This window comes from Micromonospora sp. NPDC000663, assembly GCF_042898105.1.
Lineage (GTDB): Bacteria > Actinomycetota > Actinomycetes > Mycobacteriales > Micromonosporaceae > Micromonospora.
Genome location: NZ_JBIAYR010000001.1, coordinates 447421 through 464110, shown reverse-complemented (window position 1 = coordinate 464110; position 16690 = coordinate 447421). Strand labels below are relative to the sequence as shown.

Annotated in this window: 16 protein-coding genes and 1 tRNA gene; 8 read left to right on the top strand and 9 right to left on the bottom strand. The window is 72.2% G+C overall.

Annotated features, from left to right (window positions below):
- Positions 1-64 precede the first annotated feature (64 nt).
- Positions 65-1474 carry an amidase gene (locus ACFY1S_RS02265; RefSeq protein ID WP_387111891.1) on the bottom strand — a complete coding sequence of 470 codons (1410 nt, stop codon included), beginning with the start codon at positions 1472-1474 and terminating at the stop codon, positions 65-67.
- 12 nt (positions 1475-1486) lie between these two features.
- Positions 1487-2629, bottom strand: a complete 1143-nt coding sequence (locus ACFY1S_RS02260) for a cystathionine gamma-synthase (protein ID WP_387111888.1) — start codon at positions 2627-2629, stop codon at positions 1487-1489.
- A 67-nt stretch (positions 2630-2696) separates the two neighbouring features.
- Between ACFY1S_RS02260 and ACFY1S_RS02255 the strand changes: the two genes are divergently transcribed.
- From ACFY1S_RS02255 to ACFY1S_RS02240, 4 genes are all read left to right on the top strand, one after another.
- Positions 2697-3119 carry an HIT family protein gene (locus ACFY1S_RS02255; protein WP_387111885.1) on the top strand — a complete coding sequence of 141 codons (423 nt, stop codon included), beginning with the start codon at positions 2697-2699 and terminating at the stop codon, positions 3117-3119.
- A gap of 74 nt (positions 3120-3193) precedes the next feature.
- Positions 3194-3856: a peptide-methionine (S)-S-oxide reductase MsrA gene (msrA, locus tag ACFY1S_RS02250; protein ID WP_387111883.1), complete on the top strand. Its 663-nt coding sequence runs from the start codon at positions 3194-3196 to the stop codon at positions 3854-3856.
- Positions 3857-4228: 372 nt separating this feature from the next.
- On the top strand, positions 4229-5158 hold the full coding sequence (locus ACFY1S_RS02245) for a ribonuclease Z (protein WP_387111880.1): 930 nt from the start codon (positions 4229-4231) through the stop codon (positions 5156-5158).
- Positions 5155-5664 (top strand): GNAT family N-acetyltransferase, encoded by a 510-nt coding sequence (locus ACFY1S_RS02240; RefSeq protein WP_387111877.1) that lies wholly within the window; start codon positions 5155-5157, stop codon positions 5662-5664. The genes ACFY1S_RS02245 and ACFY1S_RS02240 overlap by 4 nt, the downstream gene beginning before the upstream one ends.
- A gap of 201 nt (positions 5665-5865) precedes the next feature.
- Here the strand turns inward: ACFY1S_RS02240 and ACFY1S_RS02235 are convergent, their stop codons facing one another.
- Both ACFY1S_RS02235 and ACFY1S_RS02230 read right to left on the bottom strand, forming a co-directional pair.
- On the bottom strand, positions 5866-7236 hold the full coding sequence (locus ACFY1S_RS02235; RefSeq protein WP_387111874.1) for a cystathionine beta-synthase: 1371 nt from the start codon (positions 7234-7236) through the stop codon (positions 5866-5868).
- A 73-nt stretch (positions 7237-7309) separates the two neighbouring features.
- Positions 7310-7666: a YkvA family protein gene (locus ACFY1S_RS02230; RefSeq protein ID WP_139584153.1), complete on the bottom strand. Its 357-nt coding sequence runs from the start codon at positions 7664-7666 to the stop codon at positions 7310-7312.
- Positions 7667-7816: 150 nt separating this feature from the next.
- Here ACFY1S_RS02230 and ACFY1S_RS02225 point away from each other — a divergent pair, with 150 nt between their 5' ends.
- The 3 genes from ACFY1S_RS02225 to ACFY1S_RS02215 all read left to right on the top strand — a co-directional run bounded on the left by ACFY1S_RS02225 (position 7817) and on the right by ACFY1S_RS02215 (position 11014).
- Positions 7817-8869 (top strand): SGNH/GDSL hydrolase family protein, encoded by a 1053-nt coding sequence (locus tag ACFY1S_RS02225; protein WP_387111870.1) that lies wholly within the window; start codon positions 7817-7819, stop codon positions 8867-8869.
- A complete protein-coding gene (locus ACFY1S_RS02220; RefSeq protein WP_387111867.1) occupies positions 8866-9678 on the top strand; it encodes an SGNH/GDSL hydrolase family protein in 813 nt (270 codons plus the stop codon). Before ACFY1S_RS02225 ends, ACFY1S_RS02220 begins: the two co-directional genes overlap by 4 nt.
- Before the next feature lie 73 nt (positions 9679-9751).
- On the top strand, positions 9752-11014 hold the full coding sequence (locus ACFY1S_RS02215) for an acetyl-CoA C-acetyltransferase (protein WP_364367928.1): 1263 nt from the start codon (positions 9752-9754) through the stop codon (positions 11012-11014).
- Between the two features lie 7 nt (positions 11015-11021).
- Here the strand turns inward: ACFY1S_RS02215 and ACFY1S_RS02210 are convergent, their stop codons facing one another.
- The 4 genes from ACFY1S_RS02210 to ACFY1S_RS02195 form a co-directional block, all read right to left on the bottom strand.
- Complete coding sequence (locus ACFY1S_RS02210) at positions 11022-11342, bottom strand: hypothetical protein (RefSeq protein WP_387111864.1); 321 nt, start codon at positions 11340-11342, stop codon at positions 11022-11024.
- A gap of 46 nt (positions 11343-11388) precedes the next feature.
- Positions 11389-12147 (bottom strand): Bax inhibitor-1/YccA family protein, encoded by a 759-nt coding sequence (locus ACFY1S_RS02205; protein ID WP_387111862.1) that lies wholly within the window; start codon positions 12145-12147, stop codon positions 11389-11391.
- Between the two features lie 137 nt (positions 12148-12284).
- Complete coding sequence (locus ACFY1S_RS02200; RefSeq protein ID WP_364367937.1) at positions 12285-13100, bottom strand: Bax inhibitor-1/YccA family protein; 816 nt, start codon at positions 13098-13100, stop codon at positions 12285-12287.
- Positions 13101-13206: 106 nt separating this feature from the next.
- Positions 13207-13290, bottom strand: a tRNA-Leu gene (locus ACFY1S_RS02195).
- Positions 13291-13391: 101 nt separating this feature from the next.
- Here ACFY1S_RS02195 and ACFY1S_RS02190 point away from each other — a divergent pair.
- On the top strand, positions 13392-15227 hold the full coding sequence (locus tag ACFY1S_RS02190; RefSeq protein ID WP_387111859.1) for a hypothetical protein: 1836 nt from the start codon (positions 13392-13394) through the stop codon (positions 15225-15227).
- Positions 15228-15282: 55 nt separating this feature from the next.
- On the opposite strand, the gene ACFY1S_RS02185 is transcribed toward ACFY1S_RS02190, so the two are convergent.
- Positions 15283-16614, bottom strand: a complete 1332-nt coding sequence (locus tag ACFY1S_RS02185) for an NAD(P)/FAD-dependent oxidoreductase (protein ID WP_364367942.1) — start codon at positions 16612-16614, stop codon at positions 15283-15285.
- Between the last annotated feature and the right edge of the window lie 76 nt (positions 16615-16690).

The following is a 16690-nucleotide window of genomic DNA, read 5'->3' as shown; positions in this document are numbered from 1 at the left end:
CCCCGATCGTGCCACCCGCCCCCGGCACCACCGTCGGCGACACCGGGGGCGACCGGCTCGACGATCAAGCGGTGGCCGGTGACCCCGTGCCGACCCGGGGGTAACCGGGGGCGTGGCGCGACCACGGAGCGGCCATCTCGAACTGACCGGCCACGCCGAGCAGCAGCAGCTCCGAGCCGGGCGGACCGACCAGTTGCACGGCCACCGGCAGGCCGTCCGGACGGCGGCCCACCGGCACGACGATCGCGGGCAGGCCTGCGATGTTCCACGGCGCCGCGTACGGGGCGTACCTGATGTTGGCCGTCATGTTGGCCCGCCAGGACCGGTCGGACCAGCTCGCGGCCTCCGGCGGCGCGGTGGCCAGCGCCGGGGTGAGCAGCAGGTCGACCGAGTGGTCGGTGAAGAAGTCGACGGACCGCTCCCGCCACGCCGCCCGGTCGGCCTCCCGGACGTACCCGCGGCGCTGCGCCCACTCGCCAAGTGCGACGTGTCGACGGGTACGCCTCTGCAGGCCGCGCCGGTCCAGGCCGGCGGCCCGCACGTCGGCTGCCGCGGCGGCGAGCCAGGTGGCGATGCCCTGCAAACCGAGCGAGGTGGGGTAGACCGGGTCGGCAGGCACGGTGTCGTGCCCGGCGGCGGCGAGCAGGCGACCGGCGGCGGCGACCGCGTCGCGGTTCGGCGCGTCCGGCGACACGCCCCGCACCGGGGAGCGCAGCGAGACGCCCACCCGCAGCCGCTGCGGGGGGACCAGCTTCTCCGGCCGCCGTCCGGCGAGCACGGCGAAGCCGACCGCCGCGTCGGCGACGGTGCTGGTCAGCATTCCGTGCTCGGTGAGACCGAACCAGTCGTCCGCGCCGAGCTGGCAGGGCACCACGCCCCGGCCCGGCTTGAGCCCGACCAGACCGCAGCAGGCGGCGGGGATCCGGATCGAACCGAGCCCGTCGTTGCCGTGCGCGATCGGCACCAGACCGGCCGCCACGGCGGCGGCCGCGCCGCCTGAGGAACCGCCGGGGGTACGGGAGCTGTCCCACGGATTGCGCGTCACCGCGCTGCCGTCGTCGGTGAGCGCCCACAGCCCCAGCTCCGGCATCCGGGTCACGCCCAGGATCACCGCACCGGCACCGCGCAGCCGGCGGACCACCTCGTGGTCGGCCTCCGCGACGTCGGTACGCGCGGCGGCCGACCCGTTCCAGGTGGGCAGCCCCGCGACCGGGGTGTTCTCCTTGACCGCCACCGGCACCCCGGCGAGGGGCAGGTTGGCCAGGTCTTCCTGCTCGTCGACCTTCTCCGCCTCGGTGATCGCCTCGCCGCCGCGAACGACGCGGAACGCGGTCAGTTCGCGGTCGGCCGAGGCGATGTGCTCAAGGTGGTCGGCGACGACCTGGGTGGCCGAGACGTCGCCCCGACGCACCCCCCGGGCGATCTGCTTGGCGGTCGCTCCGACCCAGGTCGCCATGATGTCCTGCACGGCCATCCTCCCCAGCGGTCAGCCCAGTGCCTGCTCCAGATCGGCGAGCAGGTCGTCGACCGTCTCGATGCCGACAGACAGTCGCACGAGATCGCCGGGAACTTCAAGCGGCGAGCCGGCAGCACTTGCGTGTGTCATCCGGCCCGGGTGCTCGATCAGGGATTCCACGCCGCCGAGCGACTCGGCGAGCACGAAGAGCTTGGTGCGGTTGCAGATCTCCACAGCGTGGTCCTCGCCACCGGAGGCGCGGAACGAGATCATGCCGCCGAAGCGGCGCATCTGCTTCGCGGCGACCTCGTGGCCGGGGTGCGAGGGCAGCCCCGGATAGATCACCTCGGACACCTTGGCGTGCCCGTCGAGGTACGCGGCGAGGCGTTCGGCGTTGTCGCAGTGCCTGTCCATCCGTACCCCGAGGGTCTTGATGCCGCGCAGGGTGAGCCAGGCGTCGAACGGGCCGTTGATCGCGCCCATCGCGTTCTGGTGGTAGCGCAGCTCCTCGCCGAGCGCGGCGTCGGCGACGACGAGCGCGCCGCCCACCACGTCGGAGTGCCCGCCGATGTACTTCGTGGTCGAGTGCACCACGACGTCGGCGCCGAAGGCGATCGGCTGCTGAAGGTACGGCGAAGCGAAGGTGTTGTCGACGACCAGCAGCGCGCCCGCGTCGTGCGCCACGGCGGCCAGGGCGGCGATGTCCGCGATGCCGAGCAGCGGGTTGGTGGGCGTCTCCACCCAGACGATCTTCGTGCGGCCGGGCTGCACGGCGGCCCGGATCGCGGCCGGGTCGGAGACCTTGGCCGGGGTGAACTCCAGCCCCCAGCGCTGGGCGACCCGGGCGAAGAGCCGGTACGTGCCGCCGTACGCGTCGTCCGGGATGATCACGTGGTCGCCGGGTTGGCAGACGGCCCGCAACAGGGTGTCCTCGGCGGCCAGGCCGCTGGCGAAGGCGAGACCGACAGGCCCACCCTCCAGCGCCGCGAGGCACTCCTGCAGGGCATCGCGGGTCGGGTTGCCGGAGCGGCTGTACTCGTAGCCGAGTCGGGGCGCGCCGACGGCGTCCTGGGCGTACGTGCTGGTCTGATAGATCGGTGGAATCACCGCGCCGGTGCGGGCCTCAGGGTCCTGACCGGCGTGGATGGCGAGCGTCTCGAAGCCGTGACTCATTCTGGTGAGGCTAGTGCCCCGCCCGGCGGGGCGTGGCGGAGCCGGGTGGTCGGCATAGCCTGGGCCGATGAGCGGGTGTGTGTTCTGCGAGATCGTGGCGGGTGCGGTGCCGGCGTTCCGGGTCGCCGACGAGCCGGACGGGGTGGCCTTCCTGGACACGCGGCCGGTGTTCAAGGGGCACGTGCTGGTCGTGCCACGGGTGCATCTGGTGACCCTGGCTGAGCTGCCGGCTGAGCTGCTGCCCGGCTACTTCGCGCTGGTCCGGCGGCTGGCCGTCGCGGTGGAGACCGGTCTGGGGGCCGGTGGGACGTTCGTGGCGATGAACAACAAGGTGTCCCAGTCGGTGCCGCACCTGCACACCCACGTGGTGCCGCGGACGAAGGGTGACGGGCTGCGCGGCTTCTTCTGGCCGCGCACCCGATACGACGACGACGCCGAGGCCCGGGCCCACGCCGACCGGATCGCCGCCGCCCTGCCGGCAGGGGCCTGAGTCACACCCACGCGGGTAAGGAAGCCGTACCCACCGGTGTTACACGCGGGGAGAGGTACGAGAGGAGTCCCACCGTGTTCCTGCGCCGTATGAACGCCGAGATGGTCTCGCCCGACCAGGCCCTGCCGGGCCGCCCGATCGCCATGCCTGTCGCCGACCGGCACGAGGTCCTGGGCACCCCGCTCAAGGGGCCCTTCCCTGAGGGCCTTCAGGTGGCCGTGTTCGGGATGGGCTGTTTCTGGGGCGCCGAGCGGCTGTTCTGGACGCTGCCCGGCGTGTACACCACCTCCGCCGGCTACGCCGGTGGCATCACGAAGAACCCGACCTACGAGGAGACGTGTTCCGGTCGGACCGGGCACGCCGAGGTCGTCCAGGTGGTCTACGACCCCAGCAAGATCACGTACGAGGACCTGCTGAAGGTCTTCTGGGAGAACCACGACCCGACCCAGGGCATGCGTCAGGGCAACGACGTGGGCACCCAGTACCGGTCGGCGATCTACACGACGACCGACGAGCAGCGGGCCATCGCGGAGTCGTCCCGGGACGCGTTCCAGCCGATCGTGACGCGCGCCGGCAAGGGTGAGATCACCACGGAGGTCGCCCCGCTCGGTGACTACTACTTCGCCGAGGACTACCACCAGCAGTACCTGGCGCCGACGAAGAACCCGAACGGGTACTGCAACCACGGCCCGAACGGGCTGAGCTGCCCGGTCGGCGTGGCCCGTACCGCCGGCTGACCGCCGTACGCCCGCACGACCTCGAATGCCCGGCCACCGAGAGGGTGGCCGGGCATTCCCGTTCGGCCCTGTGATCGAAATCCGTTGCCGAGCCCGCCGGGAACTCGATAGCGTGGCGGTACACGTGAAAGGAGGTGGTCCAGACTTGTATAGCAATCGGACTCGTGAGGTGGCTGTCAGCTAGCCGCTGTCCTCGACAGTGATCGGTCCGCCGTCAGGCGGGCAACCTGCACCATCGTCGAGACCGTGTGGCAGCGGTGCGGCGAATTCCAGGCAGCCACCCGACCCCCGGGGCGCCGGCCCAGTCCAGCCGGCCCGCGCGACAGCGCGGAGCGCCCCGGGGGTCGCTTCATATCCGGAAGAGGCCCGTCGATGTCGATGCGCGAGTTGGTGGTGCTGGGGACGGCCAGCCAAGCACCGACGCGGCTGCGCAACCACAACGGGTACGTGCTGCGCTGGGACGACGAGGTGATCCTCTTCGACCCGGGCGAGGGCAGCCAGCGGCAGCTCCTGCACACCACTGTCACCGCCACCGACCTGACCCGGATCTGTGTCACGCACTTCCACGGCGACCACTGCCTGGGGCTGCCGGGCACCATCCAGCGGCTCTCCCTGGACCGGGTGGCGCACCCGGTGGCCGTGCACTTCCCGGCCGGGGGCGCCGAGTACTTCGCCCGCCTGCGGCACGCCACCTCCTTCTACGAGACGGCCGAGCTGGCGGTGACCCCGATCGAGGCCGACGGGCAGCGGATCGCGCTGAGCTGCGGCTTTCTGGAGGCCCGCCGGCTGCGGCACCCCATCGAGACGTACGGCTACCGGCTGGTCGAGCCGGACGGGCACCGGATGCTGCCGGAGAAGCTTGCCGCGTACGGCATCGCGGGGCCGGCGGTCGGCGAGCTGATCCGCGTCGGGCACCTCGACCTCGACGGGCGCCGCGTGACCCGGGACGAGGTGAGCGTGCCCCGCCCGGGGCAGCGGTTCGCCTTCGTGATGGACACCGGCCTCTGCGACGGCGTGTACGCCCTCGCCGAGCACGCCGACCTGCTGGTCATCGAGTCGACGTTCCTGGAGTCGGAGGCCGCGTTGGCCGCCGAGGTCGGGCACCTGACCGCGGCGCAGGCCGCCCGGGTGGCTACCGAGTCCGGGGTACGCCGGCTGGTGCTCACCCACTTCTCCCAGCGGTACCCCGACCCGCGCCGGTTCCACGACGAGGCGCGGGCCCACTTCGACGGTGAGCTGATCATCGCCGAGGACCTGACGACCGTGCAGCTGCCGCCGCGCCGGGTACCCTCGGCCGGATGACCGTCACGCTCCGTCCCGCGACCGGTGACGACCTGATGGGGGTGGGTGCCCTGCACCAGCGTTCCCGGGTCGCCGCGTACTCCTCGTTCCTGCCGGCCGGGGCGCTGGCCGACCCGACGCCGGAGGCGATGGGGCGGTACTGGGTCGAGCGGTGGCAGTGGGAGCGGGACACCCACCGGATGACGGTGGCCGAACGGGCCGGGAGGTTGGTCGGGTTCAGCCACCTGGGCCCGGACGACGAGGACGACCCGGCCACCGGGCTGCTCAACGCGATCCACCTCGACCCGAGTGAACAGGGCCGGGGCACCGGCCGCGCCCTCATGGAGGACGCCCTGGACGCCATGCGGGCGCAGGGCTGGCGACGCGCGGTGCTCTGGGTGCTTCAGGCCAATGCGCACGCCCGTGCGTTCTACGAACGCGGCGGCTGGGCTCCGACGGGCGCGAAGCGCGAGGAGCACATCGGCACGGCCCGGACCCTGCAACTGCGCTACGCCCGCCCGCTCTGAGCGGTCCCCGCCCACGCGCCTTTGCTCTGCTTACCCATACGCACCAGCGGTGGCGGCGGCAGCGGCGGTGCATATGCGTATGCAGAGCAAAGGGGCCGACGCAAGTGACGGTGGCGGTGCGTATGCGTATGCGTATGCAGAGCAAAGGGGCCGACGCCGGTGCCCGGTGCCCCGCCCGGAGGCGGAGCACCGGGACGGGACTCAGTGGGCGCCGAGGTGGGACAGGAGGTCCTGGCGGGTCAGGACGCCCTTGGGCTTGCCGTCGACCAGGACCAGCGCCGCGTCGGACTTCTCCAGCAGGCCGACCGCCTCGCTGACCGGCTGACCCCCACCGATCATCGGCAGCGGGTCGCCCATGTGCCGCTCGATGGTGTCGTGCAGGTGGGCCTGACCGGTGAACAGCGCGTCGAGCAGATCACGCTCGGCGATCGAGCCGGCGACCTCACCGGTCACCACGGGCGGCTCGGCCTTGAGGACAGGCAGCTGCGAGACGCCGTACTCGCGCATGTAGTCGATCGCGTCGCGGACCGTCTCGGTCGGGTGCACGTGCACCAGCTCCGGGAGCCCACCCGGCTTGCTGGCCAGCGCGTCGGCCACCGTCGGCTCCGCGCCGGAGTTGTCGAGGAAGCCGTACCGGGCCATCCACGAGTCGTTGAAGATCTTCGACAGGTAGCCCCGGCCGCCGTCCGGCAGCAGCACCACGATCACGTCGTCCGGACCGGCCCTTCGGGCCACCTCCAGCGCGGCGACCACTGCCATCCCGCAGGAGCCGCCGACCAGCAGCCCCTCCTCGCGGGCCAGCCGCCTGGTCATCTCGAACGACGCCTTGTCCGACACCTCGACGATCTCGTCGGCCACGTCCCTGTCGTACGTCTCCGGCCAGAAGTCCTCGCCGACGCCCTCCACCAGGTACGGCCGGCCGGTGCCGCCGGAGTACACCGAACCCTCCGGGTCGGCCCCGATGACCTTCACCCGGCCCTCGGACGCCTCCTTCAGGTACCGGCCGATGCCGGAGATCGTGCCGCCGGTGCCGACACCTGTCACGAAGTGGGTGAGCCCGCCCTCGGTCTGCTTCCACAGCTCCGGACCGGTGGTCTCGTAGTGCGAACGCGGGTTGGCCGGGTTGCTGTACTGGTTCGGCTTCCAGGCGCCGGGGATCTCCCGGGTCAGCCGGTCGGAGACGTTGTAGTACGAGCGCGGGTCCTCCGGTGCGACAGCTGTCGGGCAGACCACCACCTCGGCGCCGTACGCCCGCAGCACGTCCTGCTTGTCCTGGCTGACCTTGTCGGGGCAGACGAAGACGCAGCGATAGCCCTTGAGCTGGGCCACCAGGGCCAACCCCACCCCGGTGTTGCCGCTGGTCGGCTCGACGATGGTGCCACCCGGCTTGAGCAGGCCGGCGGCCTCGGCGTCCTCGACCATCCGCAGCGCGATCCGGTCCTTCACCGAGCCGCCCGGGTTCACGTACTCCACCTTGGCGAGCACTGTCGCCTGGATGCCCTCGGTGACGTTACGCAGACGTACCAGCGGGGTGTTGCCGATCATGTCGACGACGTTGTCGTAGTACTGCACGGTGTGCCCTTCGTTGCGGCGCCGGCGACGGCGGCCGGGCAGACGTTTTCCTCGCCGCCCAGCGTACGTGCCGTCAGGGCACCAGGCCCCCGGGGATGACCGAGCTGCGTCGGGCCTCCCACTCCAGGAAACGGTCGGTCTCGGCGAGCACGCTGCCGGCCAACCAGGTGATCATGACGGCGTCGTCGGCCAGCCCGAAGATCGCCAGCGGGATCTCCGGCAGCAGGTCGATAGGCGAGACGATGTACGCCGTCGCCGCCGTCATCAGGGCCAACCGGAGGCCACCGTCGTACTCGCCCCTGGTGGTGGCCCTGATCATCCGGGGCAGCGCCGCCAACCGGGTGCCCAGCGACGGGCCACCGCGCGCCCCGGCGGCCAGTGCCCGGGCCAGTGCCGTGAACGCCGCGCTGCGCTTCAGTGTCTTCCCCATCGTCGCGCTCCTCTCCGCCGGATCAGCGTGGCGGGTCGGCGCAAGTCGGCCGGCCACCCCCGTACTGGTACCCCGTCGCGTCGGTTTCCAGGCACCCGGGTGCCGTCACGACGACAGCGGCGTGTCGGGCCGGCGCGATAATGTCGCTGTATGGGGGTGGCTGGTTTCGTCGTACCCGTTGGCCCGCGCTGGCGACAAGCCCGGCGGGTCGCCCGCCTGGCGGCCATCGGAACGGGTGCCGCCGCGGCGGCGGCGATGGCGACCGGCGGGGTGCTGCTCGGCCAGGCCCGGCAGGCCCGGCGCACCATCCCGATGGCCGAGGCGCCGCCGCCGCGCTGCGACGGGGTGTACGGCGCGAAGTTCCCCGGCCCCGCGCTCACCATGGTCGTGCTCGGCGACTCGTCAGCGGCCGGCTACGGGGTGCACCGCCGCCGGGAGACGCCTGGCGCGCTGCTCGCCACAGGCCTCTCGCGTCGGCTGCACCGACCTGTGCACCTGCACCGCTTCGCGGTGGTAGGTGCCATCTCGTCGGCGCTGCGCCACCAGGTGGAGGCGGCGCTGGAGCACCAGCCGGACATCGCGGTGATCCTCATCGGCGGCAACGACATCACCAACCGCACGCCTCGCGGGCTGGCCGTGCGTTACCTGGTCGAGGCGGTGCGCACCCTGCGCGACGCGGGGTGCGAGGTGGTCGTCGGCACCTGCCCCGACCTGGGCGCGATCCGACCGATCCAGCCGCCGCTGCGCTGGCTGGCGCACCGCTGGAGCCGCCAGCTCGCCGCCGCCCAGACGGTGGCGGTGGTCGAGGCCGGCGGCTGGACCGTCTCCCTCGGTGACCTGCTCGGTCCCCGGTTCGCCGCCGAGCCGGCGCGGATGTTCGCCTGGGACCGGTTCCATCCCTCCGCCGAGGGGTACGCGATGGCCGCCGCCGCCCTCCTGCCGACCATGCTCTCGGCACTCGGCGCGGGGCCGGAACGACGGGCTACACAGGCGCGCGGCGAGGGCGTACGGTCGCTGCCTGAGGCCGCGCAGGAGGCGGCCCGGCACGCCGGCACCGAGGTCAGCGGCACCCAGGTCCGGGGCCACGACCGAGGACCGGCCGGTCGGTGGGCGCAGTTGCGCCGCCGGGCGTTCTTCGGTGTCGGCGCGGTGCCGCAGCGCGGCTCCGCCCCGGACACCTCGACAGTGGAGGGACTCGCATGAACGAGCGCAGCGGGCGGGACGTGACCGCCGGCCTCCCCGGCCGAGTGGGGCGGGCGGCGGCACTCTCGCTGCTCGCCGGCACGGTGGGCGGCGCCGCCGTCCTGGCCGGTGAGGCGTTCGTCGCCCGTCACCGGCGGTACGCCCAGCCGGAGCTGGGGCTGGCGTTGCGCGCCACGATCGGCCGGGCCGGTGCGCCGCCGCTGCGGCTGGTGCTGCTCGGCGACTCGTCGGCCCTGGGCGTGGGCGTGGACCGCCTGGAGGACACCATCGGCGGTCAGTTGGCCCATCTGCTCTCCGAGGGTCCGGCCGGCCGCCGGGTGCACCTGTCCAGCGTAGGAGTCTCCGGTTCCCGCTCGACGGACCTGGCCACCCAGGTGGCCCGTGCCCTGCTCGGTGAGCGGCCCGACGTGGCGTTGATCCTGATCGGCGCGAACGACGCCACAGCGATGCGCCGGCCCGCCGACGCGGCCGCGTACCTGGGGTCGGCGGTGCACCGGCTGCGCGAGGCGCGGGTCGAGGTGGTGGTGGGCACATGCCCCGATCTCGGCGCGGTACGAGCCATCGCCCCACCGCTGCGCCAGGTCATCGGCTGGTCCGGCAGGCGGATGGCACGCGCGCAGACCACTGCCGTGCTGGACGCCGGCGGCAGCGTGGTCGACCTGGCCACCGAGACCGGGCCGGTGTTCCGGGCCGACGCGGGGACGCTCTGCCACGACGGTTTCCACCCCTCGGCCGACGGCTATCGGGTGTGGGCGCACGCGCTGCTGCCCGCCATCGCGGCGGCGGCCGCGGTCGCCTCTAGGCGTTAGGCCCGGGGCGGGGTGACATTTCCCGCCGCGCTCGCTTCTTCCCGCCATGTTACTGACCGGTTAACGTTGGTCCATGCCGATTGAGTCGTCCCGCGACGCCGTCATCGTCGCCACCGCCCGCTCCCCCATCGGCCGGGCGCACAAGGGGTCCCTGCGCGACGTCCGCTCCGACGACCTCGCCGCGACAATCGTCCAGGCCGCACTGGACAAGATCCCCCAGCTCGACCCGACCACCATCGACGACATCTACCTCGGGTGTGGCCTGCCCGGCGGTGAGCAGGGCTTCAACATGGCCCGCGTGGTGGCCACCCTGCTCGGGCTCGACACCGTGCCCGGCGCCACGCTGACCCGCTACTGCGCGTCCTCGTTGCAGACCACCCGGATGGCCCTGCACGCGATCCGCGCCGGCGAGGGGGACGTCTTCGTCTCCGCGGGTGTGGAGATGGTCTCCCGGTACGCGCGGGGCAGCTCCGACGGTCTGCCGCCGGAGGCGCAGGCCCTGGTCGGCGGCGGCTGGGAGAACCCACGCTTCGCGGAGGCCGCCGAGCGCTCGAAGCGTCGCGCGCAGGGCGGCGCCGAGGTGTGGACCGACCCGCGCGAGGCCGGCGAGCTGCCGGACATCTACCTGACCATGGGGCAGACCGCCGAGAACCTGGCCCAGGTGTACGACGTGACCCGCGCCGACATGGACGAGTTCGGCGTCCGCAGTCAGAACCTCGCCGAGAAGGCCATCGCCGATGGTTTCTGGGCCCGGGAGATCACCCCGGTCACCACGCCGGACGGCACTGTGGTGAGCACCGACGACGGCCCGCGCGCCGGCGTCACCCTGGACGCCGTGGCCGGGCTGAAGCCGGTGTTCCGCCCGGACGGCCGGATCACCGCCGGCAACTGCTGCCCGCTGAACGACGGTGCCGCCGCAGTGGTCGTGATGAGCGCCCAGCGGGCCGAGGAGCTGGGGCTGACCCCGCTGGCCCGGATCGTCTCGACGGGCGTCACCGCCCTGTCGCCGGAGATCATGGGCCTCGGGCCCGTCGAGGCGTCCCGGCAGGCGCTGAAGCGGGCCGGCATGACCATCGACGACGTCGACCTCGTGGAGATCAACGAGGCGTTCGCGGCGCAGGTCATCCCCTCCTACCGCCAGTTGGGCATCCCGGAGGAGAAGCTGAACGTGATGGGCGGCGCGATCGCCGTCGGCCACCCGTTCGGCATGACCGGCGCCCGGATCACCGGCACGCTGCTCAACGCGTTGGAGTGGCACGACAAGACCATCGGCCTGGAGACCATGTGCGTCGGCGGCGGGCAGGGCATGGCCATGGTGCTGGAGCGGCTGAGCTGAGCTGTTCTCAGAGCGCGCCGCGGGTCGCCGTCACCACGGCGGCGGCCCGCGCCAGTACCTCGTCGCCGGGCCGGGCGGCCAGCAGGTCGGCCGTCACCACCCGCAGCTGGTCGGGCAGGGCCAGGTCGTTGTCGAGCCGCGGCACCACCCGGCGCGGCTGACCCTCGGCGTCGGCGGCCAGGTTGGCGACCTCCTGCACCAGCCGGTGCACCAGGTCGGCGCGGGGCACGTTGCCTGTGGTCGCGGTCGCCGCCCAGCGCGGCTGCTCCCAGTGCCCGACCTGGCCGACCAGCAGGCGTACGGTCTGATCCAACTCCGTTGCGCTCATCGGCACCGAGTCTACGGCCGGCACTTGTCACACCGGGCCGAGCCGCTCAGCGACGCAGGTAGCTGATCAGCCGCAGCAACTGCCAGTACAGGAACACCAGCCCGGTGAGCAGCCCGAAAGCGCTCAGCCACGCGTACCGGCGGGGTCGGCCGTCGCGCACCGAGCGCTCGACGAGGTCGAAGTCGAGGATGAAGCTGAACGCCCCGGCGATGATCGCCACCACCGAGAAGGCGTACGGCAGCCAGCCGACCTGCCCGCTGGCGCTGTAGACCTCCAGCCCCGGCCGTCCCGAGATCAGATACGACACCAGGTTGACGACGCTGAGCACGGCGATTCCGAGCAGTGTCCCGATCACCAGACGGGCCAGCCGGGGCGTCGCCCGGATGATCCGGGCCCGGTAGAGCGCCGCCATGCCGATGAAGACACCGAAGGTGCCGGCCACCGCCTGCACCACGATGCCCGGATAGACCTGCTCGAAGGTCCGGCTGGCCACCCCCAGCAGCAGCCCCTGGAGCACGGCGTAGCCGACGATCGGAACCGGGTTGGTGATCCGGCGCAGGGAGATGACGAGGACCAGCGCGATCGACGCCAGGGCGCTGCCGGCCAGCGCGGCACCGAGCCACACCGCGTCGGGGATCACCACCCAGGACACCGCGGCGGCCACCCCTGTGACGAGCAGCAACCCGACGGTACGGACCACCACGTCGTCGACGGTCATCGGCTCGACGTCGCGGGAGCCGAGCACCCGGGACTCCAACCGGCCGGTCTCGTCCAGCCGGTTGAGCACCGGGTTGTTGCTGCGCACCGCCGCCTCCTTCGCCCGCGTACCCCTCGCAGTCACTCTGCCCCGGGCGGACCGGCGGCGGCGGGCAAACGGCGCGGACGACGGCGCCCGCCCCCACCAGAGGCGGGAGCGGGCGCCGGTCGACAGTGCGGACGAGGTCAGTCGTCGCCCTGGAAGTAGCTCAGCAGGCGCAGGATCTCGATGTAGAGCCAGACCAGGCTGACCAGGATGCCGAACGCGGCCACCCAGGAGTAGCGCTGCGGCAGGCCCATCCGGACGCCGTCCTCGATCTCCTTGAAGCTGAGCACGAAGCTCAGCGACGCGACCACGATGCAGACCAGGCTGAAGCCGATGGCCAACGGGCTGCCGTCGCGCAGGCCCGTGTTGACGCCGAACAGCGCCAGCACCAGGTTGATCATCATGACGGCGAAGAGACCGACCATCGCCGCGATCATGCCCTTGACGAAGGCCGGGGTGGCCCGGATGACCTTCGCCTTGTAGAGCATCGCCATCAGGAAGAAGATGCCGAAGCTCGCCACGGCGGCCTGGAGCACGATGCCGTCGTAGAGCGTCTCGAACGCCTTGCTGACCATGCCGACGAAAACACCCTCGACGACCGCGTACGCGATGACGAGCGCCGGGTTGGCCATCCGGGAGAACGAAATGATCAAGCCGAGGACCAGGCCGACCACCGCCGCGCCGATCCAGGCGGTGCTGACCAGCGCGTCGGGCACGAGCACCCAGGCCGCCGCGGCGGTGATGCCGAGGATGCCGAGCAGAGCGACCGTCTTGACGACCACGTCGTCGACAGTCATGGGTGCGACGGTCGGCGGAGCGGCCGGGTAACCGGCCTGGGAGGGGTACTGCTGGGGAATGCCGGGCTGTCCGTACGGCCCGGCCGGGGCGTACCCGGCGGAGCGCTCCCGCTCGGCCGCCTGGCCGAGCCGGGCGAGCACCGGGTTCGAGGTCTTCACTGTCTGGCCTCCCTCAGGGGGTCGTTTGCACGTGAACGTGCCCTCCAAGAGTAAACGGCGCAGCCAAGTCCCGGTGATCACGAATGAGGATGCGTATCGAGTCGACTGGTGCCCGGGGCGGGGGTCGAACCCGCACGCCTTGCGGCAGCCGCTTTTAAGGCGGCCGTGTCTGCCGTTCCACCACCCGGGCGGGTGGCACCGGCGCGTCGACACGCACGGTGCAATGTCACCGTAGCGGGTCTGCGGCGACCCGACGTACCCCGACGGGCTTGCCACATTAGGGTCGATGCCGTGAGCAGCGCAGCCCCCACGGCCCCCGACGCCGCGCCTGAGCAGGCCCTGCGCCTCGCCGATCAGGCCAACCGCCGGCCCCTGGCCGTCCGGCTGGTGGCTGCCGTCCGTCGCCGTCGGGCGGACCTGCCGGTCGTCCTGCTGTTCGTGGTGCTGGCCGGCTGGCTCACCCACGGGCTGTGGCCCGACCCGGGCGGGCGCACGCTCGCGCTCAACCCGGAGGACCAGGCCCTGTACGAGTGGTTCCTGGCCATCGACGCGCGAGCGCTGTTCGGCGACTTCAGCCTGCTCACCGACCGGCTGAACGCCCCGGACGGGGTCAACCTGATGGCGAACACGACTGTCATCGCGCTGGGCGTCGTCTGCGCGCCGGTCACCCTCCTGTTCGGCGCCCCGGTCACCTTCGCCCTGCTGGCCGCCGCCAACCTGGCGGGCACCGCGCTCGCCTGGTATCTGCTGTTCCACCGGACCCTGCGTGCCCGCCGGCTCGCCGCCGCGCTCGGCGGCGGGTTGTGCGGGTTCGGCCCCGGGATGGTGTCGCAGACCAACAGTCACCTGCACATGACCGCCCAGTGGCTGGTGCCGGTGATCGTCTGGCTGGTGGTCCGCCTGCTGCGGGCGTCCGACCCGGGGGCGACGACGCTCGCCGGGCCGGACCGGCGGCGGGTCCTCACCTCCGCGGCCGGACTGGCCGCCGCGGTCACCGTGCAGGTCTTCGTCGGCGAGGAGGTGCTGTTCCTCGCCGCCATCACACTCTTCGTGATGGCGGTCAGCTACGCGGTGACGGACCGGGACCTGGCACGGCGGGCGTTGCCCAACTTCGCCGCCGGACTGGCGGTCGCCGCCGGACTGGCGCTGCTCGTGCTCGGCTACCCGCTGTGGTTCCAGTTCGCCGGGCCGCAGGGCGTCGCCGACGGCATGTTCAGCCCCGCGTACTTCTCCGCCGACCTGAGCAGCTGGTGGACGGTCTCCCCACTGTCGGTGCTCGGCAGCGACGAGTCCGCGCGGCTCACCACCGGCCCGGCCGAGTACAACACCTTCCTCGGGTGGCCACTGCTGCTGGCGGCCGTGGCCTGCGCCTGCTGGGCGGGGCGACGACGACTGGTGCTGGCCTGCGTCGCCGGTGGACTCGTCATGGCGGCCCTGTCGCTCGGCCCGGAGGTGGTGCTCGGCGGCACCCGCACCGCGCTGCCCGGCCCGTACGCCCTGCTCGCCGGGCTGCCCGTGGTGGACGGCGCGCTGCCCATGCGGTTCGGCCTGGCGCTCCTGCCGATCGTCGCGACGCTGCTCGTCCTCGCGGTCGACCGGGCGTTGGGCAGCACCGGTCGGGTCCGACGGTTCGTGCCGTTGGCAGTGGTCGCGGCGCTGCTGCCGATCTTCCCGACGCCGCTGCCGACCGCCGAGCGGCCCGCAGTTCCGGAGTTCATCACCGGCGGGGGGTGGCGGCAGTGCGTGAAACCGGGCGGGGTGCTGGTCCCGGTGCCGCTGCCCACGCCAAAGGATCCGTGGCCGATGCGCTGGGCGGCCGCCACCGACGCCGGTTTCGGGATGCCCGAGGGGTTCTTCATCGGCCCGTACGGGCGGGGCGGCACCGCCGCGATGGGCACCTTCAAGCAGCCCACCTCTGCTCTGCTGGCGGACGTCGCACGGCGTGGAGACCAGCCGGCCATCGGCGACGAGCAGCGCCGACAGGCCGCGCGGGACGCCGACTTCTGGGGCGCGTCCTGCGTGGCGTTGGCCGACGACGCCCCGCACGCGGAGGCACTGAAGGCGACCCTGGAGCAGCTCTACGGCCCGTCCACCCGGATCGCCGACGCCTGGACCTGGCGAGTCTGACCGGAGACGGCGAAGGGCCCCGCCGACACGGCAGGGCCCTCGTCGTTCGATCGGATCAGACGCGCGGGGCACCCACCGGCTGGGACGCCTCGACGAACTCCTCGCGCGGGTCGTGCAGCTGGCCCAGGGCGACCACCTCGCGCTTGAGGAAGAACGCCAGCGACCAGTCGACCACGACCCGGACCTTGCGGTTGAACGAAGGGATCCGGCTCATGTGGTACGTACGGTGCATGAACCACGCCGGCCAGCCGGTCATCTTGATGCCGTACACCTGGGCGACGCCCTTGTGCAGGCCGAGGCTCGCCACGCTGCCGACGTGCTTGTGCTTGTAGTTGACCGGCTCGCGACCCCGGATCACGTTCGCGATGTTGTCGGCCATCCGCGCCGCCTGGCGCACCGCGTGCTGGGCGCTCGGCGAGCAGAAGTTGCCCGGCTCCTTCGTGAGGTCGGGCACCGCGGCGCAGTCGCCAGCACTCCACGCACCCTCGATCACCCGGTCACCGTCGACCACCTGGAGGGTGGGGATGCAGGTGACGCGCCGGCGCTCGTCGCGCGGGAAGTCCGTGGCGTCGAGCATCGGCGACGGCTTCACGCCTGCGGTCCAGACGATCGTGTCCGAGCGGAAGCTGTCACCGTCGGACAGCTTGACCACGCCGTCGACGCAGGACTCCAGCCGGGTGTCCAGCCGGATGTCCATGTTCCGCTTGAGCAACTGCTGCACCGTGTAGGCGCCCATGTCCCGGTCCACCTCGGGCAGCACCCGCTGGGTCGCCTCGACGAGCACCCAGCGCATGTCCTCCGGCTTCAGCTCCGGGTAGTAGCGCAGCGCGTCGCGGGCCATGTCCTCCATCTCGGCGAGCGCCTCGATGCCGGCGTATCCACCGCCGACGAAGGTGAAGGTCAGCGCCGAGCGGCGGACGTCCGGGTCCGGGGTGACGGCGGCGACGTCCAGCCGGTCGAGGACGTGGTTGCGGAGGTAGATCGCCTCGCCGATGGTCTTGAACCCGATGCCCTGCTCGTGCAGGCCGGGGATCGGCAGCGTCCGGGACACCGAGCCCGGCGCCACGATCACGTGGTCGTACGCGATCTCCCGGGCCGGGCCGATGATCGGCTGCACGGTGGCCACCTTGCGTTCGTGCTCGATGCGGGTGACCGTGCCCGCCACCACCTTGCACCGGCGCAACTCCCGCCGCAGCGGCACCACGGAGTGCCGCGGGGAGATGTTGCCCGCCGCAGCCTCGGGCAGGAACGGCTGGTAGGTCATGTGCGGCTGGGGGTCCACGACGATGACCTCAGCCTCACGGGAGCTGAGCTTCTTCGACAGGCGCAGGGCGGCGTAAAGACCGACGTGCCCGGCACCCACCACAAGGATCCGCTTCGGATTCACGTCATCTATCTTTCCCCGGCCCGCTCAGGTAATCCCGCTCGCGGCCCCCATCTGTGACGGAGCACAACCCCTGTGA